Genomic DNA, 22,759 nt, shown 5'->3' with positions numbered 1-22,759 from the left:
CCTCATCCACCTCGCCCTTGACCGGAGCCCGCGAAAACCGGGACCCCGCTCCCCCAGCTTAGAGGAGCGCCGGGAGAAGCAGGGTCGTAGGGGTCTACAGACTGGTTCAGGATTCGCGGGTGGCCGCCGAGGAGGGCAGGGCGATCAGGGCCCTGGGGGCCTTGAATCCCTTGGAAGCGAACCGTTCGGCGATGTCACGGGCGAGATCGGAGCCCTTGCCGGCATCTGCCAGGGCGATGATGGATCCGCCGAACCCGCCGCCGGTCATACGAGCTCCGTAGGCCCCACCCTGACGTGCTGTGTCCACGGCCTCGTCCAGCTCCGGGCAGGTGACCTCGTAGTCATCCCTCAGGGAGTCATGGGAGGCGTTGATCAGGCGGCCGGCCAGGACGTAATCGCCCCTGCCGAAAGCCTGGATGAAGCGGTCCACCCGTCCTATCTCGCTGATGACATGGCGGACCCGCCGACGCATGGTCTCATCGGGCAGTTGCTCAAGCAGCGCAGCCAGGGCGGATGGCGGATCAGCGGCGCCATTGACCTGGTCTGCCGCCTGGCGCAGGTTGGCCACCCCCAGCAAATGCACAGCCTGCTCGCAGGTGGCCCGACGCTGATCGTATTGGCCATCGTTGAGCTGGTGCTGGGCCCTGGTGTCGACGACCAGCAGCTCCAGGCCCGCAGCCCGCAGGTCAAAGGGAACCTGGCGCACGTTGCTCATGGCATCCAGCTCCGGGCGGCAGTCCAGCCGCAGGGCGCAGCCGGATCGACACCGCATGGCGGCGCTCTGATCCATGCCGCCGGTGGATGCGCCGGCCATATCGTTCTCAGCCGTGATGGCGGCCTGAATCAGCCTGACCCGGCCACCCTCGTCGCCGCCCAGACCCAGACCGAACAGGTCATCCAGGGCCAGGGCCACTGCACAGGTCATGGCGGCCGAGGAGCTCAACCCGGACCCCACGGGCACACAGGAGGCCAGGGCCAGGTCGAACCCTCGAACCTGGGGGAAGCCATCCCGCCGCAGAGCCCAAGCCACGCCGACCGGATAGGCCGCCCAGCCGCTCACCCCACGGGCCTGAAGCCCATCCAGGTCAGCCTGGACCGGGTTCTCCGGATCCATGGTGGAGACCAGACGCACCCGACTGTCCGTCCTGGGACTGGCGGCCACATAGGTGCGAGTGGGCAGGGCGATGGGCAGGCAGAGCCCGGCGTTGTAATCCGTATGCTCGCCAATCAGATTGACCCGGCCGGGGGCACTCCAGACGCCCTGGGGGTCCCCGCCATAGACCTTCCGGAAGAGCTCTCGGGCCTTGGTGGCCCCTTGGCCGTCAGCACCCTGGGTCCAGGGCTGTATGAATTCCACTGTCCTCGTCATTGATTCTCTCCATTCTCCAGGTCCAGGGGTCCCAGCTGGCGGAATCGGTCAGCGATGCGCTCAGGGGTGGTGTCAGACACCCATGCAGCCATGCCTGACTCGGACCCTGCAAGATACTTGATTTTGTCCACGGCACGACGGAAGGAGAAGAACTGCAGGTTGAGCCGGTAGTCCTCCCGCCGCGAATCGTGCAGCGGGGCCTGATGCCAGGCGGCGATGTAGGGCAGATCCATTCCCTTGCCGTCGCCCTTGTCGAAGAAGGCGTTGCCCCGCTTGAGCAGGGTGGAATACATGACGGCCAGATCCCAGCGCTCCTGGTCGTTGAGCTGGTCCAGGCTCAGGATCCCGTCGCGCACGGGGGCCATATGGACCTCCAGGGGCCAGCGGGCGGCGGCGGGCACATAGGCCACCCAGGTGGCGTTGCGGAAGACAATGCGTCGACCGGAGTCCAGCTCGGCCCTGAGGATGTCCGCCAGGAGGTTGCCGCCGGTGCGTTCGCGGTAGGCGGCGCACTGCTTCAGCTCCTGCTCCAGCCGGGGGGCGATGAAGGGGTAGCAGTAGATCTGACCGTGGGGGTGGGCCAGGGAGACGCCGATCTCCTGGCCATGGTTCTCGAAGGGGAAGATCTGTTCGATGCCCTCCATGGTCGAGATCTCAGCAGTGCGGAAGGCCCAGGCCTCAACCACCGTCCGCAGACGGGAGACCGGCAGATCGGCAGGCAATGCGTGCTCATCAGGGTCGAAGCAGACCACCTCACAGCGTCCGTTGGCCTCGCGCACCGGCCATAGGGGGTTGCCGTCCACCAGTGAAGGCTGGTCGGCTGCCTGCGTATCGGGCACCTGCATCATGGAGGGGAAACGGTTCTCAAAGACCGCCACGTTGTAGTCCACATCGGGGATCTCCCCATCCTGGTAGGGGTCTCCGGGCTTTCTGGCGGCCAGGGGGTTGCCCTTGGCGGTGGCCTGCGGACCGGCGGTGATGGGCCGGTTCATCCGAGCCGTGGCCATGGGGATCCAGTCTCCGGTCAGAGGATCACGGCGCATCTGCGGCGGCTGGAAGGGCACCGTCCTGCCCTCCTGATCCTGATGGGGGGCGAACCGGTCGGTCAGCGGACGAGGGTCATCCAGACGCCTGGTCTTGCGGCCGGAGACATACTCAGGATCGTCATCCAAGTAGAAGAACCGGCGCCCGTCGGCCAGCCGGGTGGGGGTGATACGGATATGCTCCCTGGCGTAGTCGCCGGGAACATACCGCTGGGGGATATACTGCTCTGACTTCATGCTGCTCCTTCATCGTCCGTGATGATTGACAATCCATGGCAACCTGCTATGACAACCTGCGCACCCTTGAACAACTGGCTGATCATTGAGCCTGGACCGCTTCCCCGGCACCCGCCTTGGCTTCGGGTCCGTCGGAGTCCCCGTCTTGAGCCTGGCCTTCCTCGGGGTTGACCGGCACCAAAACCAGCCGCTTGACCAGGGACCGGGTGGCCTCCGCCGACTCCTGGTCCAGCTGGTCGTCGGTGATGACGGTGTCCACCTGGTCGAATGAGGCAAACAGGGACAGGGAGGTGCAGCTCCACTTGGTATGGTCGGTCAGGATGATGGTCCGGTCGGCAATGTCCATCAGCGCCATATCCGTGGCCGCCTCCAGGGAGTTGGGCATCAGGAAGCCACGCGGTATGGAGACCGAGTGGGTCCCCAGAAAGACCGTATTGACCCTCAGGGAGGCGATGACCTTATCCGCAATGGGGCCGACCAGGGAGTTGGACCGGGTGATGACGCCGCCGGTGACGATGACCTCCACGTCCTTGCTCTCCATGGCCTGGACCAGCTCGGCCACGGGGATGGAATTGGTCAGCAGGGTCACGCCGGCGCACTGACGGCTCTCCAGAAGGTGCTGGGCGAAGACGTAGGCCGTGGTCCCGCCCCCGATGGCGATGACGTCGCCCGGGGAGACATAGTCGATGGCGCGCCGGGCGATGGTGTCCTTGAGACCCATGTCCATCTGTGACTTGACCGAGAAGAGCGGCTCGGCCAGTAGCGAGCTCGTCGTGACGGCCCCTCCATGGACTCTCTTGAGCAGGCCCTTGTCCGCCAGGTCGGCAATGTCACGGCGGATGGTCATGGCGGAGACGCCCAGCTCCTTGGAAAGGGCGGTAATGCGGACTGCGCCACGAGTACGCAACCGGTTCAATATCAGGTGTTGGCGTTGTGACGATATCATTCGAACATTATCGCACACATTCGCCCAAATTGGCAAGCCGGCCATCGGACAGTGGTCGCTGTTCCAAAGCGGGGCGGAAAAATCGACATCCCTGCCATGCTTGGACCATTCTTCCATACACCTGAAGCCTGCCGGAGCTCCTACGGAAATCCAATCACCAAGGCGTAATTTGTTCTGTAAAATCCCAATAAGGACCTTTGGGGTCGCTCATAAAAACGAACACAAAGGGGATGCAATGTCAGTTTCGACGAATCAACCGTTCAAGTCCCCACAGAGTCACTTGCGCCATGGCCTCCAGAACGATCCCAGCATCCATCTTCGAGCTACCACGAACTCGCTCCACGAAGACTATAGGCACTTCGACTACGCTAACGCCCATGGCCTGGACCCGACGCAGCATATCCACCTGGAAGACGTAGCCGCTGGATCGGACCCTTCCCAGATCGATCCGCCTCAGCACGTCCGCTCGATAGACCCGCAGGCCGGCAGTCATGTCCCTTACTGAGGATCCCAATACGGTGCGGGCATACCAGGATCCCGCACGCGAGATCAGGTTCCGATACCAGGGCCAATGCTTTGTGCGGCCTCCGCGCACCCGGCGCGAACCGATGACCAGACCCGGATGCGCCTCACCTTGGGCCACCGCCAGCATCCTGGCCAGATCCTGGGGCCGATGGGAGCCGTCCATGTCCATCTCGCAGATCAGGTCATAGCCATGCTCCAGCGACCAACGGAACCCCTGCACGTAGGCTGGACCCAGCCCACGGCGGGCATGGCGATGGATGACATGCACGCGAGGATTGCTCCTGGCCATATCCTCGGCCTTGGCGCCGGTGCCGTCCGGCGAGTTGTCGTCGACGACCAGGACATCGACTTCCGGGCAGCAGGCCAACAGCTGTGGAAGGGTCACCCCGATATTGTCAGCCTCTTGATACGTAGGCATGACCACAATGGTCCCTGCTCCCCCACCAACAACGTCCATGGCCGCTCTCAGCGTGCGATGCCGTAGGCCCCGCGCCGGTACGGCTCAGGGTAGGGGGTCTGCTGAGCGGACAGCCCCAGTTTGTAGGCGGCCCTGAGCGGCCAGTAGGGGTCACGCAGGCTGGCTCTCCCGATCTCCACCGCATCGGCCAGACCCTTGCGCACAATCCGGTCGGCCTGCCTGGGCTTGGTGATCAGCCCCACCGCCGTAGTGGGAATCAGCGCCTGGCTGCGCACCTGGTAGGAGAAGGGCACCTGATAGTTGGGAGCGGCGGGAATCTTCACGCCGGGCAGCAGGCCCCCGGTGGAGACGTCGATCAGGTCCACCCCGTGCAGCTTGAGCACCTTGGCAGTGTGGATGGTCTCGTCCAGACCCCACCCGCCGGTGGCCCAGTCGGTGGCGGACATGCGCACCAGCAGGGGCATGCCCGAGGGAATGACCTCGCGCACGGCATCGGTCACCTGGATCAGCAGGTGCATCCTGCCGGACAGATCGCCACCGTATTCATCGTCGCGTCGGTTGACCAGGGGATCGAGGAATTCTGAGAGCAGGTAGCCATGGGCGGCATGCAGCTCCACTCCCAGGAAGCCGGCCCGAACGGCTCGCATGGCAGCGGAACGGAAGTCAGCCACAATGGAGGTTATCTGAGCCCGGGAGAGCTGGACCGGCACAGCCATCCTCCCAAAGGCGATGGGGCTGGGGCCCACAGGTTGCCAGCCGCCCTCGGCCACAGGCACGGTGGCATTGATGTAGCCCATGGAGGAGCATCCGGAGGAACCCTTGCGCCCCGAGTGGTTGAGCTGGACGATGGGCACTGCCCCGGCGGCCTTGACATCCCGAACGATGCCCTGCCAGGCCCTGGCCTGCTCGTCGTTCCACAGTCCCACATCACAGGGTGAGATACGTCCCTGGGGATTGACGGCCGTGGCCTCCCCGATGACGACTCCGAAGCCGCCCAAGGCCCGAGACACATAGTGCTGATAGTGGAAGTTGGTAGGAATCCCGTCGTGCCGCAGGGCCGAATAGGTGTCCATGGGGGGCATCCAGATCCTGTTGCGGATATGCTGGTCGCGAAGTTCCATGGGCTGGAAGAGTGCAGGCAGGGCCGTCTCCCGCCTTTTTCCCGATTTTGACAACCTGGACTTTTTGGCTCTTTTGCCCTTCTTGCCCCTCTTGGATGATTTGATCGGCTTGGCGGCATTGCCGGCTTTCTTCTTTCCGTCGGCCTGATCGGTCCCAGCGGACCAGATCGGTTTGGACACATCCAACCTGCCAGAACCGCTGACCGGCCCCGGCATTGCCTGATCGTCGTTGACCCGGCCGTCGGCCCGAGGGGCCTTGTCATCCAGCTCTGAATATTCCTGGACCATCAGTTCCTGCCTCTCCCGGCGGGCGGCCGCAACCCCACGTGGTCCGCCCGTTGACGAATCCCTAATGGCCTCCATTGTAGGCACAGGCCCTGGTCCTCCGGCGAATCCACAGTCTGGAATCGGTCCGGACCGGTCTCCTGGTTGCCTTGTTACTCCCTTTGGCTGTGACTATAGGTCTGCTGCTGTCCGCCCGAGGACTGTTGCCGGGACTGCTGAGATGGCTGAGACTGCTGGACCCCACCTGTGAAGCGGGGATCGGGATTGCCGTAGGAGTTGTCCGGCTGGATATTGGCTGCGGCCAGGTAGGTGTTCATGAAGTCCTTCCAGGCCGGGGCGGCGATGGATACGCCGTCCCAGATGTGGAAGGACCGTCCGTTGATGGTCTTGTTGTTGAAGGAGACCTGACCTTCCGCATTGCCCACGGTGACGAAGGCGGCCACCTGGGGGACGAATCCGCCGGTCAGCATGTACTTGTCCTCATGGGTGCCCGTCTTGGCGAAGGTCTTACGGCCCCCGTCCAGCTGGGCCACGGACGCCACGCCTCCGGGCTGGACCACGCCCTGGTTCATGGCATAGGCGGTGGTCTCGGCGATGCCCGGGTCGATGGCCTGATGACAGTTGGCCTTGGGCACCTTGATGGACCGATTGTTCTTGTCGACCACCTTGGTCATGGCGATGGGGCTGCAGGCCACGCCCTTGGCGGCGATGGTGGCGAAGACATTGGCCATGGTCAGTGGGGAAGCCTGGACCGCTCCGATGACCATAGGCGGCTGGAAGGTGTTGTCCGAGTGGATATCCATCTGGTCCTTGGGTGAATTGTGGTAGCCCATTTCCTTGGCCGTGTCCGCTATGCTGCACAGGCCGATCTGCTGGGCCATGGAGGCCTGGACGGTGTTGTGCGAGCGGATCAGGCCCTGCAGGGGGGTCTCCGGCGAGACGGTGCCGCCGCTTGCATTCTCCACATGCCAGTTGCCAGTGCCGAACCCGTAAGAGGTGCCGTCAGTCTCAGTGCAGGCGAATGTGGCCTGTGGGTAGTTGGTGGATGTGCGCAAGGGCTGGTTGATGGATTTGCCGGCCTTCATCCAGGCCACCAGATTGATAGGCTTCCAGGAGGAGCCCACGGGGAACCCCCAGCCGCCGCCGTCCTGCTGATCCACTGCATAATTGATTGCCGTGCGGGTGCCGCCGCCGGAGTTCTGGGTGGCGTCGTAAATGCGGTTGATGCCGAAGCCCAGGACCTCGCCTGTGCCCGGGCGAATGGCCGCCATCGTGACCTCGAACCCGGTCGGATCATCCACGGGGATGGTGTCCCGGGCCGCCTTCATGGCTGCGGCGTTGGCGTTGACATCCATTGTGGTGTAGATATCCAGACCACCCTCCTTGAGGAGCTTGTTGCGCTCCCCCTGGCTCTTGCCGAACTCCTTGGAGTTGAGGATTTGCTTGGTCACGTAGTCACAAAAGAAAGCCGCGTCCCCAGCCGCCTGGCAGCCGGCGTCCGCGGACTGCACATGCAGCATCTGATCCAGCGGCTTGGCCTTGTACTCGTCATACTGGCGCTGGCTGATGTAGTTTTCCTGCCTCATCAGATCCAGGACGATGTCCCGCTGCTCCTGGGAGGCCTTGAGATTGACTGTGGGGTCGAAGCGGGCGGGATTCTTGGTCACAGCGGCGATGGTGGCGGCCTCGCCCGGGTCAAGATCCTTGGCCGACTTGCTGAAGTAGCGCCTGGCTGCCGATTCAACCCCGTAGACGTTCGTGCCGAACTGGGCGATATTCAAATATCCTTGAAGAATCTCGGCCTTGGAGTACTTCTTCTCCATCTGCACCGCAATCAGCATCTCCCGCATCTTGCGGGCTATGGTCTCCTCCTGAGCATGATACGCGGCGATGGGGTCGTTGTTCTCCTCGGCCTGGCTCATGAGCACGTTCTTGACATACTGCTGGGTCAGGGAGGAGCCGCCCTGGGTGTCGCCCTGCTTGATGTAGGTCTGGATGAAGGCCCTGAGCACACCCTGGGTGTCCACGCCGGCATGCTCGAAGAAACGACGGTCCTCGCGGGCCACCACGGCTTTCTGCATGTAGTCGGAAACGTCCTTGATGGGCACCACGATCCTGTTCTGCACATAGAAGGTGGCGATGACCGTATGCCCGTCGGAGGCGTAGAGGCGGGACTGCTGGGGCAGATCGTTGACGTTGAAATCGATATTGTCCGTCTTCAGGGCAGGCATCAGATTCCTGGAGGCGGCGTTGATGCCGAAGACAGCGGGAGACAGGAAACCAGAGACGACCACGCCACCTGCGACGCAGAAGATGAGGTAAGCCAGCAGCAGCGTGAAGAAGCGCCTGACCGACATGGATTTCTTTTGTTCGGGCATGGTCTCCATCCTAGGCCGTCGGCTCTACCGGGTAGCGGCGTTCACATGCGCGAGCGTCGAATCAGCGGTCCAGGCTGGAAGATGATGATGGTGCGGCCCTTGCGAGAGATCCATCCCCGGTTTGAGAAGTCCATCAGGGCCTTGTTGACGGTCTCCCGTGAGGCGCCGACCAGCTGGGCCAGCTCCTCCTGAGTCAGATCGTAAGGGACCATCAGCCCCTGCTCGAAGGGTTCGCCGAAGCGTGTGGCCAGATCCAGCAGGGTCTTGGCCAGGCGGGCCGGCACATCCAGGAAGACCAGGTCGGAGATGCGCTCGTTGTCGGTCCGCAGACGGTGGGCCAGCACCTGAAGCATGTCCACAGCCACCTTGGGATGCTGGTTGAGCCAGTCGAAGAGGGTATCGTGGTCCAGAGCCGCCACCTTGGTCTTGTTGACCATGACCACGGCCGAGGCTGTACGCGGCCCACCGGAGGGGTCAAAAACGGGGATCTCGCCCAGGATCTCCCCGCGCCCGTGGATGCTGAGCAGCTGGATGCGGCGGTCGGGCGACTGGCGGACCAGCTTGACCCGTCCCTCCTCCAACAGATACATGCGGTGGTCGGTATCCCCCTGTCGAAAGACCGTGGACCCCTTGGCGTATGTGGTCTCGTGCATGGTGTCCAAAAGCTGGTCGGCGTCCTGCCTGGGCACTTGTTTGAATAGGGCGGTCTGCCTGAGGGCGTTCCCGTCATCGGGAATCTCATTGGGCTTGTGAACCGCCATACTCCGCACTCCTTTTCGCCATGTCTGGCGGGTCTGCACCGACTCACGCATGGTTGATGACCTCACGCCGGGTTCGACGCGACTGAGCACGATTATACCCACATACACCAACCCCCTTTCCCGGTCAGGCGATCTGGGCGGTCCACCCCCCGCGGCCGTAGCGCTGCCGAACCAGGGTTCGGGCCCGCTGCTCGACCTCGGGCGCTGGACTGGATATGCGCAGGTCCTCCACCAGGGAGGGCAGAGTGTCCAGAAGGGCATCGATCAGGGATTGACGGGACAGACTGGTCTGCCTGTCGATGGGGTCCACCCGGCTTCTGACCGAGGTCACGGCCTTGTCATGGAACTTCTCCGGGGCCACCTTGAGCACCTGGGCCATCAGCTCGGCATCCACCGAATAGGAAAGCGTGGTGTGGTGGAGCAGCCCGCCCGGTCCGCGAGCTCCTGACGGCAGTCTGCGCTGGGCGGCGCCCCCCATCTTGCCCCGTGGGGAGGCGATGTCATTCATGCCCTGCCAACCGGCCTGAATCCCTTGCATACGCAAACCACGGACCAGCCAATAGTCGCAGATCCGATAGGAGTCGATCAGGTCGGCTCCTTTGACGAAGTCCAAGGGCAGATAGAGGGAATAGGTAATGGCCCGGTCCGGCTGAATGACCATGGTGCCACCGCCGGTGCAGCGGCGAACCAGAGTAAAGCCCAGACTGCGTGCCCGCTCGACGTGGACCTCTCGGCTCAGGGACTGGAAACGCCCCAGAATCACAGCCGGTGCAGACCAATTCCAGATGCGCAGGGTAGGCGGCAACCGGCCCTGGGCCACAGCGTCATTGAGAGCCTGGTCCATGGCCATCTGCATGACCGGCTGACGTGGACCGTCCCTGATCAGGTCCAGCTTGAGGCCAGACCAACGTCGGAGGCATTCGACCTCGTCCGGCTGCGACTGCCTGGAAAATGTCCGGTCAGGCGCTGACGACGGTTGATCGGACTCCCCTTGTCTTTGGATGACCATCTCAGCCGGCAGGGCACGTTCCAGCGCGGTCACCAGGGTCCATGAGGACACACCGACTACCCGCTGGCCATCCCCCTCCGCCATGACCCTGTCCAGCCTTTCCAGGGCCAGATCAGGATCCAGGGGCAACGGAAGGTCGCAGATTGCGGATTCCAGTCGGGATACTGCCCCATGATCTCCCTCTGGCTCCTGAGAAGCTGTCGGGGCTGGCTCCGTGAAGAAATCGCCGTCAACCCTGCAGGAGGCAATGGCCGGACGGGAGTCGGACCCTTGGCCCAGGGTCAGGGTTACGGCCGCCAGTTTGCCGCCCATCTGCTTGCCGACACCGCGCAGGCGGGCCGGATTCAATCCGTCAGCTCCCATCCGCGAGCATCACGATGCCAGAAGGAACCGGTTGAAGATGTCAGAATCAGGATGCCTTCGATCAGCCCCCAGATCACGGCTATGGTCGGCCCGATGAAGAAGAAGGGGAAGCCGATCAGGGTGAGCATGAGCTGAGCCACGCCACGGCCGGTCCTACCCAGGTAGAAGTTGCCCACGCCGAAGCAGCCCAGGAAGATGCTGAGCAGACCGGCTGCCAGCTTGCTGTGCGGGATGGGTGATATGGGATAGGGGCCTCTGCCGTTTGGCATGGCTCCGGGGTACCCGCCCTGGGGCATGACCGGGTAGGGCCAGGGCATGGAGGTCTGCGGCGGATACTGCCCTCCGGGATACTGATTGCCGGGATACTGGCCGGATGGGTATTGATTGCCCGGGTACCCGCTCGGTGGGTATTGGCCAGACGGATACTGGCCGGATGGGTATTGGCCGGGATAGCCCGGTCCCGGCTGATAGGGCCTTTGTGGATTCTGACCGCCTGCATATTGTCCGCCGGAATACTGAGCAGGATATTGTTGACCGGCTGGATACCCGGCGGTCGGGTACTGATTAGGCCGATAAGGCCCTGGCTGATAGGCCCCAGGATATTGGCCGCCGTTCTGAGGGACGAACGGGTATCCGGCATTGGCCCTCTGCCCCGTAGGATATCCGCCTTGGGAATACTGACCGGTGAGATACGGATTCTGATTCCCGACGCCGGCATCATGACCAGCAGGACAGCCCGGAGCCTGCCGCTGACCGTCAGCTGCTCCGACAGGAGCATCCCCACCGGCAGGATCCCGATGCTCGGGCGGTACCTGCGGGGATGGGGATGGGCCGAAACCAGGATTCCCTGTCGGCGTATTGCTGGACTGCCGGTCGTCCGGCTGAGGGGCATCATCCATAGTCATAGCCTCCAGTCTAGCCTCCATCCGTTCCGATCACAGACGGGCCAGAATATCCCTGCCGATCTGCGCGGTGCTTCTTTGGGTGGAGCCGGAGCGCTCGATGTCGTCCTCCACGGCCCGTTCGATGCTGGCTGCCTCATCCTCGAAGCCCAGATGATCCAGGAGCATCCCCGCCGAGAGAATGGCCGCCGTGGGGTTTGCGATTCCCTTGCCGGCTATATCAGGAGCGGAGCCGTGGATGGGTTCGAACATGGATGGGTAGGTGCCCGAGGCGTTGATGCAGCCGGAGGCCGAGTATCCCACGCCTCCGACCACAGCCCCCGCTTCATCCGTGAGGATGTCACCGAAAAGGTTGTCGGTCACGATCACATCGAAACGGCTGGGCTCGGTCACAAGGAATATGGTGGAGGCATCGATATGCAGGTACTCGCGCTCCACGTCGGGATACTCCTGGCCCACCTGGTCGACCAGTCGCTGCCACATGTCTCCCGCATTGGTCAGCACGTTCTTCTTATGGACCAGGGTCAGGCGACGGCGACGCTTCATGGCCAGCTGGAAGGCATAGCGGATGACCCGTTCCGCCCCGTAAGCCGTGTTGATGGAGACCTCGGTGGCCACCTCCTGGGGAGTGCCCCGACGAATTGAGCCGCCGGCCCCGGCATAGAGCCCCTCGGTGCCCTCCCGCACGACCACGAAGTCGATGTCGCCCGGATTGGCCAGTGGCGACACCACGCCCTTGTAGAGCTTGGAAGGCCGTAGATTGACATACTGGTCCAGCTCGAAACGCATTTTGAGCAGCAGTCCCCGCTCCAGGATGCCGGCCTTGATGCGTGGATCGCCGATGGCCCCAAGAAGGATGGCATCCTGCTGCTTGAGCCGGTCCAGATCCTCGTCGGGCAGAACGGCTCCATCACGCAGGTAGCGCTCAGCGCCCAGGTCGAAGTCCTCGTATCGTATGTCAGCCTTGCCTCGGGTAACCTTCTCCAGGACGGCCTGAGCCTGGGGAACAATCTCCTTGCCGATGCCGTCACCGGCAATGACCGCAATGTGATATGTTTTCTGCTTGCTATTTGTCATACCCCGAGCATAACGAGCCTGCCAAGCCCCATTCCCGGCCCCGACCGAATCCCGGACAGGACCGGATCAGCGGCTTTCGGGGACCATGATGGACAGGCACCAGGCGTTCTCGAAGGCCAGTTCCTCCCACTGCCGGTAACGTCCGCTGATGCCCCCGTGGCCTGCCTGGACCTCGATTCTGATCAGCGCATCGGCCCCCACCTGGGGCTCCTGCAGCCTGGCCACCCACTTGAGCGGCTCAACGTAGAGCACGCGGGTGTCGTTCATGGATGTGGTCACCAGGATGGCAGGGAAGTGGTCGCCGCCGAAGAGCCGGCGCCGACGATCAGCGTCAGGAACGTTCTCGTAGGGCGAGTAAGAGCGCATATACCGGTAGACCTGCTGGTCATGCAGGGGGTCTCCCCACTCGTCCCATTCGGTCACGGTCAGCGGCAGGTCCGGATCCAGGATGCTGGTCAGCGCGTCCACGAAGGGCACATCCGCCTCTATGCCGGCATAGAGCTGGGGAGCCATATTGGCCACGGCACCCATCAACAGCCCGCCGGCCGACCCGCCGTTGGCCACCGTATGACGGGGATCCGCCCAGCCCTGGGCCTGCAGTGCGGCAGTCACGTCGATAAAGTCCAGGAAAGTGTTGACCTTGTGCAGCCGACGGCCCTGCTCGTACCAGGCGCGGCCCATCTCCCCACCGCCGCGCACATGGGGGACCACGTAGAGCACGCCCCGGTCCAACAGGCTGAGCCGACCGGTGGAGAAGCCGGGGTCCTGGCTGATCTCGTAGGCTCCGTACCCGGTGATGAACATGGGTGCGGGCCTGTCCGGATCCTGTTCCGGCCAGGGACGGCGTTCGGGATGGTCTGGGGCCTGGATGATCGTGTCATCGGGCCCGGTCCTGCCAGAGGCATCCAGCCCAGGATGCATCCCCCGCCGCCAGACCAGCGAGACCGGTACCAGGGCCCCATCCCTGACGCGGACCAGAATCCGACGCTCCGCGTAATGCTCAGGTTTAAAGTCGCCTAAAACCCGAGCCCGCTTAAGCAGCCGATCCACACCCCGGACCGGATCCAGCTCCCGCAACTCAGCCGGGGTTCCATAGCTGCCCCGGATGTAGCGCAGCCCGGGAGCCTGGTAGGAGGGGTTGTCCGTGGGGCCGATGCTGTAGAGACGATCAATACCGTTCCTGCCCTGGTCGGGCAGGACCTCACGGAAGCGCCAAGGCCGGCCCGCCCGCAGATCCTCCAACGCCTGGTCCTTGCCGATGACGGCCATGTGGGGCAGACTGTCGGCCCGGTAGGTCAGGACCACGAAGCTGCGGTGGATGCCCAGCCCCTCGATGCCCAGTCCGCGAGCGCCCTGGAGGATGGCCGGATTGCCCGGGTCCCGATAAGACTTCTCGGGCGGCAGGGAGGACAGGTCTCCGGAGCGCTCGCAGCCATATGGACTGCCCTGGGCCAACCGTATCCCTTCTCCCAGCTGAAATGGCGGATGGTGGCTACGCAGATCGATCAGGTCCACCTCGAAGTTGGGGTTGTTCACATTGTGGTAGACCACGGCCACCGGCAGGTCCTGTCCCGCCGGACCTGCATTTTCAAACCGGGCCAGGCTGATGTCGTACTCGACCCCCTCCTTGCGGGGGATCAAGGGTACAAACTCCCCCTGCGGATCCTTCAGGTCCAGCATGAGCACCTCGCTGGTGGTCTTGGACCCGGTGGCAATCAGCATGGCGGATTCGTCGTAACTCAGGCCCAGCCCCACCCAGAAGCGCTCATCGGCCTCCTGGTAGACCATGACATCCTGATCGGCCGAAGTGCCCACCTTATGCCTCCAGACCGTGTCCGGACGCCAGGCCTTGTCCAGGCCGGTGTAGAAGACCCAGTGGCCGTCGGGAGTCAGCACTGCCCCGGAGGAAACCTGGTCGATCCGATCAGGCAGGTCTCGGCTCTCGGCCAAATCCCGGATGCGCAGGTCGTAGCGTTCATTGCCCTTGGTGTCCAGTCCATAGAGCATCCACCGGCCGTCGACGCTCAGGTCCAGGCACCCCAGGGAGAAAAAGTCATGCCCCTTGGCCTCGGCGTTGGCATCGAAGATGACCTCCTCACCCGGCATGGATCCAGGCGCCGCATCAGCCTGGACGGCGGGGGGATCCCAATCATCCTGGTCGCGCACCGGCAGGCGGCACTGCACCCCATACTCCTGGCCCTTGAGCGTCCGGGAAAAGTACCAGTAGCCGTGCATCCGGGTGGGCACCGACATGTCGGTCTGCTGTACCCGGTCGGTGAACTCCTTGAGCAGGGTGGCCCGCAAACCCTCCTGACCGGCAAGCCGTTCCTGGCAGTATCGGTTCTGATCACACACATAGGCCTCGGTGGCCGGATCCTCCCGGTTGCGCATCCACTCGTATGGATCCTCGAAGTGATCCCCATGGAAGCATCGATCAGAGGGACGGCGTTGTGCACGTGGAGGAACGGGATTGACGGCCGAAAAACTCATGGGGCGATTATATTCGGGCACAACGACGCAGATAAGGCAGCAGGGTTCGCATCAAATTGGCACCTGTGGTCCCGTAAAAGACCGGCACCTCCGTCACTGGCATCGGCTGGGTGGCAGTGCGTTTGACCAAGGTTCCCAGCCCGGTCTCCTGGGGGCTCAGCTGACGGATGCCGATTGCCAGAACCCGGCCCGGATATTGCCGTACCACCTGGGCGAAGGTGGAGGGGTCGCTCTGCCCGTCGTCGCCCATGAGCACGAAGCGCATCTTGGGAAAGTCGGCCATGAGCTGGTGGATGAACTCCATCTTGTGCTGCACGATGGAAGGCACGAAGGTCTTGGGCCGGGGATCCAGATCCCGTAGCAGCAGGGGGCCGGCCGGAAATCCGTGGTCATGGATGAAGCCGCGTATGGATCCCTCGACATTCCAAGGAGAGGCCGACAGGTAGAAGAAAGGCATCCGGGGGTCCAGATCGCGGATGCGGTTGTAAAGCACGGCCATGCCCGGCACCGAAGACCGGCGGTGCGGGTCTGACAGGAGCAGGTTCCAGGCAGCCTTCCAATGATTGGGCACCTGGCTGATCATGATGGTGTCGTCCACGTCGGATATGACGCCGACAGGAGTCTGACCGGGCACGATGTATAAAGGCGCGTCCACTGGCCGGCGGCCCCGAACCTGGTAGGAGACCCGGTGCACGCCTGGGGTCAGCCGATGCTCGGCCACCAGATCCAGGTAGCCTGATCGGTCGGAAAAGACCGCATCCGCACTCAGGCTGCGGCTTGGATCGACGGCATCGTAGACCGAGGAATCGCCTACCTGAACCCTCCCGATGGCCGTGCTGTCGATGGCCAGCCTGACCCTGGTTCTAGGCGCAGGTACAGTCAGCAGGCCGCGGATGCCACGTATTGCCGGATCCTCACGTCTGCGGCCGTCAGTCAGAATGGTACGGCAAATCAAACGGGAGTATGACTCGGTACCGTAGCCCACATAGGGTTGAACGTCGGCCGACCAGCCCAGGCGCCCGGTCATATTGATGGACAGGCCCACCCACAAGTCGAAGGCACCGGTAATCAGACGCCGTAGCAGACGCACCGGAGCCGGTCTGCTCTCGATGCCCTCCCCGGGCGCGGCTGAATCGAAAGTCGTGCTGACCGACCGGACCCGCAGAGATCCTTCATTGCGTCCGGATCGCTTGGTCATAACCGGACCGTCAGTTCAGGCTCTTCAGCAGCTGACCGTACTCCTCGGCGCTCATCAAATCGGGCTCATCGTCCTCCAGGTCGATCTTGGCTATCCAGCCTTCCCCGTAGGGATCGGAGTTGATGACCTCCGGGTCGTCCGAGGCCGCCCTATTGACGTAGGCGATGGTACCCGCCACCGGGCAGACCACCGGCTCGACAGCCTTGGAGGACTCCAGCTCGATGACCTCATCCCCGGCATCGACGTGGGTGCCGGTCTCGGGCAGGTCCAGAAAAACCAGGTCTCCCAGCTGGTCCGCCGCATACTCGGTCACGCCCATGGGCGCCGGGGACTGACTGGGGTCAATCCAGACATGATCCTGGGAATACCGCAGGTGTTCGGGCACATCCAGACGGGAAGTTCCATCACTGTGTTCATCGCTCATGGTTCCAGCCTACTCGGCCGTCTGCCGCGGCAGGCGCTCCTAGCGGGCCGGACCCGACGGAACCTGCCCCTCAACCTTGACCATGGTCCCGACCGGGGCGTTGTCAAAGATCCACTTGGCGTCCTGCTCATACATGTTGATGCAGCCGTGGGATCCGTAGTTGCTGGGGTCTCCCTTGGCGATGCCGACAGAGTTCCAATTGGCCGTGTGGAAGCCCTCATCGCCGTTGTAGTAGGAGACCCATGTGATATTGGGCAAGACGTAGCCATCCCCGCGCATGGTCTGGACCGTGTGGCGAAGATAGATGAAGAAGGTGCCGGTGTCGGACCATCTGTCGTCACGGGGCTTGCCTGAGCATATGGGGAAGGTCTTGACCGGGGTGGTGCCGTGGTAGGCGGTGGCAGTCTGGTCACTGAGGTTGACCCGAATCCAGGTGTCGCCGTCGGGCACGTCGTAGCGGGCCACCCGTGTCTGCTCCTTGTGGGGCGTAATCTCGGCTTTCACCTGGACCGGGCTCGTGTCGCCCTCTTGCAGAGCTTTGACGACCAGATCTGTCGTTGCGGACACATCCGTGACCCGGACACCGTCCACTCCCTTGGTGGTCTCGGCCACCACATCGCCCTTGGTGTTCTTGACGTTGACGGCGGTGACCATATCCCGGTTCAGCTGTCGGGCCAGCTCCTGATCCAGATACTGCTTGATGGCTTGCCGATCGAAGCCTAGCTCCATGGTCCCCTTTTGCAGATCGGTGACTGGCTTGACCCAGGTAGCCACGGTGGCGGCCGGGACCGTCATAAGGTCATCGTCGGCACCCTTGATGACCAAGTCCTTGCCCAGTCGCTGGTTGGCTTGAGAGGCCACTTTATCGGCGGTGTCCAGGCTGATGGGCATGGTCACGTCCTTGTAGACCACCCCTACGGCCAGACGCCTGCCAGGCTTGTCTATCAAGGAGGAGACGGCATCCTGCACGCGATCCAGCTCAGGCGCCTTGCCGCCGCGACCCTCCTGGGCCCGGAAAGCATGTGCGCCTTGGTCGAAGACGATGGTCGAGGGAACGGATCGGTCCTGACTGGGGACGAAACGTTCAGTCAGATACTTGTCCATGGCCTGCTGATCCCGCTCGGCCACCAGCGGCACAGCCTCGCCGTGGAAAGGGTTCAGCCGGGAGATGCCTGCGGAGCCCTTGGCATCCATGATCCTGGTGACCGTGGCATCCGAATCCACGCTTACACCCAAGTCCTTCAGCCCCGCCCGGGCGGATGTGCCTTCACCCTTGATCTCCACCTGGGAGTCACGTACCTGCCGATCGACGATCTGACTGACCTGATCCTTGGTCCGACCCATCATGACCTGTCCTCCCAGGGTTACACCGGGGGCCACCCGATCGCGGAAGAAGGCACGGGCGCCGAACCAGCAACCCACCAGAATCAGCACAACCAAAAGGAGCAGAGCCAGGATGGTACGTCCCCGATGACCGCTCGAAGGAGCCTTGTGGCTGGCACCTGCGCCGAAAGCCCGCTCTGCTTCTCCGTCAGCGAACAGGTCCACAGGATCGGGCCCGTTGCCCATCGTCGGCGGCAAGGTCACTGTTTCAGCCTGGTCGACATCAGAGATACGAGGCTCTTCTTGCTCCTCCATAGCCACAACACACCTTTCGCTGCTGTCAATTCCTTGAAATATCTTACGACGAGACCAGGTCCGTGGTCGCGGCGCCACCCCGATGAATCAGAGCTCGCTGCCGTACCACTGCTCAATCATGTACCTGGCCACACTGGCCGCCTGGGGTATGTGCAACCGGCCAGCAGCCAAAGCGGTCCCGAATTCCTCCCGTGTGAACCAGTTGGCATCATCAGTCTCCTGACCATCCACCCGGATGTCCGTATTCAGGGATCTGGCTCTGAAGGCCACCATCAGAGAGGAGGGGAAAGGCCAGGGCTGTGAGCCCAGGTACCGCATCTCCCCCAGGTTCAGGCCCACCTCTTCCAAGGTCTCCCGCCGGACTGCATGCTCCAGATTCTCGCCAGCCTCCACGAATCCGGCAGTGACCGAACGAAAGCCAGGAGGCCACTTCTGGTTGTGCTGGAGCAGAAGCCGATCGCGGCCGTCCACCACGGCCATGATCACTGCGGGCTCAATGCGGGGAAAGAGCGTGTGTCTGTCCCCCGATGCAACCCCTTGGCAGATCTGGGCCCATCCGGCCTGACAGGGATGGACCGGTGCGCCGCAGCGGGGGCAGAAGGCCTGGCGTCCATGCCATCGTGACAGGGCGACCGCGCAAGTCGCCAGGCCTACCTGACGCGGACGACCATGAGGGGCATACTCACGCAGGGCAAGCCAGTCAAAGCGCTGATCAGCGGCCTGAGCCAGGTCACGAAGGGGATCCTGGGCAGCCCGACCGGCGCAGGCAAGATCCAGATCCATGGCCAGCCATGCCTGTCGGTCGAACGTCCCCAGGTAGTAGCAGGGCGGCTCAGACTGGTCTGTCGAGCCTGCCAGAGGACCTCGCAAGTATGCAGCGGGCAAGGTGGCCAGACGGATGCTGACCCCAGTGCGACCAGCCAAGGCCCCCTTGCCTCTGGGCACGGCCACCTTCTCGCCCCGCACCAGGATGACCCCCGTGCCGTCCTGGTCCAGCAGATGGTCAATCAGCCCGGGCTGCTGCCGAGACGCCGTGTCGTAGTCCACATCCCCCTGGGCCAGGGGAAGGAAGGGCAGAGGCCCGGTAAGCGCCAGCGGGGAGAAGACCGTATCGGGATCGCTCATGACTGCCTCCCCACGCGACCGACCAGGTCCAGCAGGGCCGCGGCCACCTGATCCGGATGCTCGACGGCGCTGAAGTGGCCGCAGTCGTCGATGGCGGCAAAAGTAACGTCGGTTCCGGCCTGACGCATGGTCCGGGCCAGCGGCTCCATGGTGCTTGGGGGGCTGGATGGGTCGCAGCGGCCGCTGACCAGGGCCACGGGCACCATGATGCGGCCGGCCAGATCGCTCTGATCCGGACGGCCTGCAGCCATCCGCTCCCGCCAGGCAATGCCCCTGGGATCTTGGGACTGTATCCATTCGGTCATGGTCTGCACGAAGGCGGGTGAACGCTTGACCGTGGAATCACCCTCCTGGGGTCTGGCAAAGTGCATGACCGGATCAAGCCTCCCTTCCTCCTCGCAGGTTCGGGCGATTTGCAGGCGGTTGGCCCGGGATGCCGGTCGGTCAGCCATCATGGTGGTGTCGCACAGGGCCAGCCCGGCCACCATCCGCGGGTAAAGCCTGGCTATGGCTTCGACCAGGTAGCCTCCCATGGAAAGCCCGACCCAAATGGCCTTCTGCGCACCCGTGGCGACGATCATGTCCACAAAGGCTCGAGCCATGGCATCCAGCGCACCAGGCAGGGCACCGTCAGAATCTGCAGGACCGCAGGAAGCCGGCTCGGGCAGGGGGCAATCGCCTGCTCCGGGCATATCCGGAGCATAGACAGGGAAGGGGGTCATGCCCGCGCGATCAGCCTGGTCAATCAGCGAGGCCGCGCACCGATCCCACATGCGGTGATCCACAGGAAAAGCATGGACCAGGACCAGCGGCAGCCCCTCCCCATGACGGTATACGGTATTGGCAATGGTCATGCCCGCCTCCAAGAATTCGCGGCTCACAGTGCACCAGCCCAGGTCAGGGCGCTCATCAGCACCTTGCCGTGCCCGCCGGGCATCTGGCTCATGAAGGACTCCAGCATATCGCCCTTGGGATCGATCCACTCCACGTCCAGGGTCTCGTCCTGGGGTTTGCAGTCCCCGGCCACCGGCACCAGGTAGCACAGAGCGATGGCATGCTGGCGCGGATCGTAGTACTCCGAGACCCCCGGCGTCGGGAAGAACTCGGCCACGGTGAAGGGCTGGGGGCTTGCAGGCAGCATGGGCAGGGCCAGCTGGCCCAGATCCTTGGCGATGTTTCTGGCCAGAGCCTCCCTGATGGTCTCGTGGTAAAGGATCCGTCCGGTGATCAGGGTGCGCTCGATATTGCCCTGGTCATCCACACGCAGAAGGGTTCCCACCTGGGTGACGGCGCTCATGTCATCCACGCGAACCGGTACCACCTCCACATAGGGCATGGGCAGGCAGCGCCGGGCACGGTCGATGGCATCACGATCCAGCCATCCGGGGGGATTCGAGCCCGAAAAACCCCGGTTGAAGTCCTCTGGGGTGATGTGTGAGAAGGCGCCACGGTCGCGATCGGCATCGAAGTCGTCATCATCGGGAATCTCGTCGTTCAGCACTGGCATGGCTCCATTATCCGTACCAGTCTTGACCGCCCACGTGACCCCGGCGGACATCTCCACCCAGAGCATATTCGGGCGCTTTCTCCAGCCTTGATGGAATGCTGATGATTGAAAGCGGTTGCTAAGCACGGGAGCTTCCCGCGCGACAGTCAAACGACTTCAAGGAGCGTTATCATGGCCACCACGACTATTACTTCGGAAAACTTCGAGCAAACCATCAAGGACAACGACCTGGTGCTGATTGACTTCTGGGCCACCTGGTGCGGACCCTGCAAGGCCTTCGGCCCCATTTTCGAGAAGGCTTCGCAGGCCAACACCGACATCGTCTTCGGCAAGGTGGACATCGACCAGAACCAGGATCTGGCCGCGGCCGCCGACATCCAGGCGGTGCCCACGCTGATGATCACCAAGCAGGGCCAGATTATCTTCAAGCAGGCCGGTGCTCTCAGGTCTTCGGACCTGGACGACCTGATCGATCAGGCCCGCAAGGCTGATTTGTCAACCCCGGCACAGGCCTGAGTAGGTCAAGTTGGCTCCACGGCCGATTTGCACTAAAGTAGTGATGTGTTTGTCCAGTGACCCTTTCGGAGCTACCGGAAGCATGCGGTCGATAGGAAGCGTTACGTCGACTGATCACTGAGGATCTGTCGGTCCAACAGAGGAGAGTAATGGCGAACCACCGTAGAGGACGGATGAGTGCGGTCAAGGCTCTGACCAGGCGTCAGTGGCTGCGGTTGGCTGCCGGTGTCACTGTTCTCGGCATGGTCGTTGGCGCAGGCTTCGTCTCGCGCGACTTCTACACATCCACTGAAAGCTCAGCCAATTCAGGCGTAACGTCCTATTCCGCCACCCAGGATCGGGACACGGTATCCCGTGGCAGCACCAGGCAGGCCATCCGCAACGGAGCGGGCGGCGCTAACGCGAACACCTCCTACGTGAATGTACAGATCAACGGGAAGAACAAGGTGGTCCTGGGCACAGGCTTCACCGATGTCAAATCCGTTCTGGAGGCCGGGGACATCACCCTGCAGCCGGGGGACCAGATCAACCCGTCCCTTACCACTCGCGTCAATGAAAAGACCGTCATCCGCATCGACCGAGCTGACGCCCAGGTCAAGACGGAAGAGTCGCCCATTCCCTTCAACACCATTGAAGAGAAGACCAGCTCCCTTCCGGCAGGAACCACCAAGGTCAAGACGGAGGGCCAGAACGGCGTCATGGAGACCACCAGCCTGGTCACTGCAGCCGGCAACAAGAACCTGACCAGCAATATCTTCGCCTCGTTCGTCAAGACGGTTCCCGTCGACAAGGTAGTGCTGGTGGGCACCGGCGGTGGCACACCTGCGCAGGTCGGCTCGACCACCACTACAGTCCCTGTGGGCGAAGCCCAAAGCATCGCCCACGGTCTGGTCACCTCCCGCGGCTGGGGAGAAGACCAGTTCACCTGCCTGGTTCAGCTGTGGAATAAGGAGTCGGGCTGGCGAACCAATGCATCCAACCCATCGGGTGCCTATGGCATTCCTCAGGCATTGCCTGGCAGCAAGATGGCCTCGGCCGGTCCCAACTGGCAGACCGATGCTCATACCCAGATTGTTTGGGGACTGGGCTATATCCAGGGCCGTTACGGGAACCCATGCGGTGCATGGGCCCAATCCCAAGCGACCAATTGGTACTGATTGGTTTCCATACAACTCAATCGGGAACTTCCGGCAGGCCGGTTCGGCTTGCCGGAAGTTCTTTTTTGCCTAAGAAGCAATCAGTTGATCACCTGCCTACAATTCGATGGTCAAGGCAGGGGCAAAGCCTGAATGAAACCCCAGTATTTCAGGGCCGTGATAGACTAATTGCGGTTGAACGTCATGCAAGCTGGTCTTGGGGATTGAGTCGGGGATGCAGGTGCCACGTTGCATGCGCTGTTGCTTTCGAAGGAGACCGTATGCAATCGT

At 63.0% G+C, this 22,759-nt stretch carries 19 protein-coding genes; 2 read left to right on the top strand and 17 right to left on the bottom strand.

Annotated elements, in window-relative coordinates:
- Window positions 1-106: 106 nt before the first annotated feature.
- The 17 genes from galK to H3T89_RS05880 form a co-directional block, all read right to left on the bottom strand.
- On the bottom strand, window positions 107-1,369 hold the full coding sequence (gene galK, locus H3T89_RS05960) for a galactokinase (RefSeq protein WP_198216493.1): 1,263 nt from the start codon (window positions 1,367-1,369) through the stop codon (window positions 107-109).
- The gene (gene galT, locus H3T89_RS05955) at window positions 1,366-2,649 is read right to left on the bottom strand and encodes a galactose-1-phosphate uridylyltransferase (RefSeq protein WP_198203694.1); all 1,284 of its coding nucleotides are present in this window, start codon (window positions 2,647-2,649) and stop codon (window positions 1,366-1,368) included. Before galT ends, galK begins: the two co-directional genes overlap by 4 nt.
- Window positions 2,650-2,731: 82 nt before the next feature.
- Window positions 2,732-3,613: a DeoR/GlpR family DNA-binding transcription regulator gene (locus H3T89_RS05950; RefSeq protein ID WP_332461012.1), complete on the bottom strand. Its 882-nt coding sequence runs from the start codon at window positions 3,611-3,613 to the stop codon at window positions 2,732-2,734.
- A gap of 220 nt (window positions 3,614-3,833) precedes the next feature.
- On the bottom strand, window positions 3,834-4,538 hold the full coding sequence (locus H3T89_RS05945) for a polyprenol monophosphomannose synthase (RefSeq protein WP_232347138.1): 705 nt from the start codon (window positions 4,536-4,538) through the stop codon (window positions 3,834-3,836).
- A 47-nt stretch (window positions 4,539-4,585) separates the two neighbouring features.
- Window positions 4,586-5,947, bottom strand: coding sequence for an NADH:flavin oxidoreductase/NADH oxidase (locus H3T89_RS05940; protein ID WP_198203691.1), 1,362 nt, complete (start codon window positions 5,945-5,947; stop codon window positions 4,586-4,588).
- Between the two features lie 149 nt (window positions 5,948-6,096).
- Window positions 6,097-8,322: a transglycosylase domain-containing protein gene (locus H3T89_RS05935; protein ID WP_110416872.1), complete on the bottom strand. Its 2,226-nt coding sequence runs from the start codon at window positions 8,320-8,322 to the stop codon at window positions 6,097-6,099.
- Between the two features lie 41 nt (window positions 8,323-8,363).
- Window positions 8,364-9,083, bottom strand: coding sequence for a Crp/Fnr family transcriptional regulator (locus H3T89_RS05930; protein ID WP_015021428.1), 720 nt, complete (start codon window positions 9,081-9,083; stop codon window positions 8,364-8,366).
- Window positions 9,084-9,207: 124 nt separating this feature from the next.
- Window positions 9,208-10,455, bottom strand: a complete 1,248-nt coding sequence (locus tag H3T89_RS05925) for a lipoate--protein ligase family protein (RefSeq protein WP_198216492.1) — start codon at window positions 10,453-10,455, stop codon at window positions 9,208-9,210.
- Complete coding sequence (locus H3T89_RS05920; protein WP_232348488.1) at window positions 10,437-11,360, bottom strand: TM2 domain-containing protein; 924 nt, start codon at window positions 11,358-11,360, stop codon at window positions 10,437-10,439. The genes H3T89_RS05925 and H3T89_RS05920 overlap by 19 nt, the downstream gene beginning before the upstream one ends.
- Before the next feature lie 30 nt (window positions 11,361-11,390).
- Complete coding sequence (locus H3T89_RS05915) at window positions 11,391-12,434, bottom strand: 3-isopropylmalate dehydrogenase (RefSeq protein WP_110416870.1); 1,044 nt, start codon at window positions 12,432-12,434, stop codon at window positions 11,391-11,393.
- 66 nt (window positions 12,435-12,500) lie between these two features.
- Entirely contained in the window at window positions 12,501-14,924 is a 2,424-nt protein-coding gene (locus tag H3T89_RS05910) for a S9 family peptidase (RefSeq protein ID WP_198216491.1), read from the bottom strand.
- Window positions 14,925-14,931: 7 nt separating this feature from the next.
- Complete coding sequence (locus H3T89_RS05905; RefSeq protein WP_015021423.1) at window positions 14,932-16,122, bottom strand: App1 family protein; 1,191 nt, start codon at window positions 16,120-16,122, stop codon at window positions 14,932-14,934.
- 10 nt (window positions 16,123-16,132) lie between these two features.
- The gene (gene gcvH / locus H3T89_RS05900) at window positions 16,133-16,546 is read right to left on the bottom strand and encodes a glycine cleavage system protein GcvH (protein ID WP_045935082.1); all 414 of its coding nucleotides are present in this window, start codon (window positions 16,544-16,546) and stop codon (window positions 16,133-16,135) included.
- 39 nt (window positions 16,547-16,585) lie between these two features.
- Window positions 16,586-18,184 (bottom strand): L,D-transpeptidase family protein, encoded by a 1,599-nt coding sequence (locus tag H3T89_RS05895; protein WP_198216490.1) that lies wholly within the window; start codon window positions 18,182-18,184, stop codon window positions 16,586-16,588.
- 87 nt (window positions 18,185-18,271) lie between these two features.
- The gene (gene nudC, locus H3T89_RS05890) at window positions 18,272-19,309 is read right to left on the bottom strand and encodes an NAD(+) diphosphatase (protein ID WP_198216489.1); all 1,038 of its coding nucleotides are present in this window, start codon (window positions 19,307-19,309) and stop codon (window positions 18,272-18,274) included.
- Complete coding sequence (locus tag H3T89_RS05885; RefSeq protein WP_198216488.1) at window positions 19,306-20,163, bottom strand: alpha/beta fold hydrolase; 858 nt, start codon at window positions 20,161-20,163, stop codon at window positions 19,306-19,308. Before H3T89_RS05885 ends, nudC begins: the two co-directional genes overlap by 4 nt.
- A 23-nt stretch (window positions 20,164-20,186) precedes the next feature.
- Window positions 20,187-20,816 carry an NUDIX hydrolase family protein gene (locus H3T89_RS05880; RefSeq protein WP_033511568.1) on the bottom strand — a complete coding sequence of 210 codons (630 nt, stop codon included), beginning with the start codon at window positions 20,814-20,816 and terminating at the stop codon, window positions 20,187-20,189.
- A gap of 171 nt (window positions 20,817-20,987) precedes the next feature.
- Between H3T89_RS05880 and trxA the strand changes: the two genes are divergently transcribed.
- Window positions 20,988-21,332 (top strand): thioredoxin, encoded by a 345-nt coding sequence (trxA, locus tag H3T89_RS05875; protein ID WP_015021417.1) that lies wholly within the window; start codon window positions 20,988-20,990, stop codon window positions 21,330-21,332.
- A 149-nt stretch (window positions 21,333-21,481) separates the two neighbouring features.
- Window positions 21,482-22,489, top strand: coding sequence for a G5 domain-containing protein (locus H3T89_RS05870; RefSeq protein WP_015021416.1), 1,008 nt, complete (start codon window positions 21,482-21,484; stop codon window positions 22,487-22,489).
- Window positions 22,490-22,759 lie beyond the last annotated feature (270 nt).

The sequence above is a fragment of the Bifidobacterium sp. W8114 genome (assembly GCF_016101165.1).
In the GTDB taxonomy this organism is placed as follows: Bacteria; Actinomycetota; Actinomycetes; order Actinomycetales; family Bifidobacteriaceae; genus Bombiscardovia; species Bombiscardovia asteroides.
This window is presented reverse-complemented; position numbering and strand designations above follow the sequence as displayed.

Excerpts from the sequence above, each read along its gene's own strand:
- H3T89_RS05945 (WP_232347138.1), bottom strand. The coding sequence starts at position 4,538 with ATGCCTACGTATCAAGAGGCTGACAATATCGGGGTGACCCTTCCACAG.
- H3T89_RS05925 (WP_198216492.1), bottom strand. The coding sequence starts at position 10,455 with ATGGGAGCTGACGGATTGAATCCGGCCCGCCTGCGCGGTGTCGGCAAG.
- H3T89_RS05880 (WP_033511568.1), bottom strand. The coding sequence starts at position 20,816 with ATGCCAGTGCTGAACGACGAGATTCCCGATGATGACGACTTCGATGCC.
- H3T89_RS05895 (WP_198216490.1), bottom strand. The coding sequence starts at position 18,184 with ATGGAGGAGCAAGAAGAGCCTCGTATCTCTGATGTCGACCAGGCTGAA.
- H3T89_RS05905 (WP_015021423.1), bottom strand. The coding sequence starts at position 16,122 with ATGACCAAGCGATCCGGACGCAATGAAGGATCTCTGCGGGTCCGGTCG.
- H3T89_RS05910 (WP_198216491.1), bottom strand. The coding sequence starts at position 14,924 with ATGAGTTTTTCGGCCGTCAATCCCGTTCCTCCACGTGCACAACGCCGT.
- H3T89_RS05885 (WP_198216488.1), bottom strand. The coding sequence starts at position 20,163 with ATGACCATTGCCAATACCGTATACCGTCATGGGGAGGGGCTGCCGCTG.
- trxA (WP_015021417.1), top strand. The coding sequence starts at position 20,988 with ATGGCCACCACGACTATTACTTCGGAAAACTTCGAGCAAACCATCAAG.
- galT (WP_198203694.1), bottom strand. The coding sequence starts at position 2,649 with ATGAAGTCAGAGCAGTATATCCCCCAGCGGTATGTTCCCGGCGACTAC.
- H3T89_RS05870 (WP_015021416.1), top strand. The coding sequence starts at position 21,482 with ATGGCGAACCACCGTAGAGGACGGATGAGTGCGGTCAAGGCTCTGACC.
- H3T89_RS05920 (WP_232348488.1), bottom strand. The coding sequence starts at position 11,360 with ATGACTATGGATGATGCCCCTCAGCCGGACGACCGGCAGTCCAGCAAT.
- nudC (WP_198216489.1), bottom strand. The coding sequence starts at position 19,309 with ATGAGCGATCCCGATACGGTCTTCTCCCCGCTGGCGCTTACCGGGCCT.
- galK (WP_198216493.1), bottom strand. The coding sequence starts at position 1,369 with ATGACGAGGACAGTGGAATTCATACAGCCCTGGACCCAGGGTGCTGAC.
- gcvH (WP_045935082.1), bottom strand. The coding sequence starts at position 16,546 with ATGAGCGATGAACACAGTGATGGAACTTCCCGTCTGGATGTGCCCGAA.
- H3T89_RS05915 (WP_110416870.1), bottom strand. The coding sequence starts at position 12,434 with ATGACAAATAGCAAGCAGAAAACATATCACATTGCGGTCATTGCCGGT.
- H3T89_RS05940 (WP_198203691.1), bottom strand. The coding sequence starts at position 5,947 with ATGGTCCAGGAATATTCAGAGCTGGATGACAAGGCCCCTCGGGCCGAC.
- H3T89_RS05930 (WP_015021428.1), bottom strand. The coding sequence starts at position 9,083 with ATGGCGGTTCACAAGCCCAATGAGATTCCCGATGACGGGAACGCCCTC.
- H3T89_RS05935 (WP_110416872.1), bottom strand. The coding sequence starts at position 8,322 with ATGCCCGAACAAAAGAAATCCATGTCGGTCAGGCGCTTCTTCACGCTG.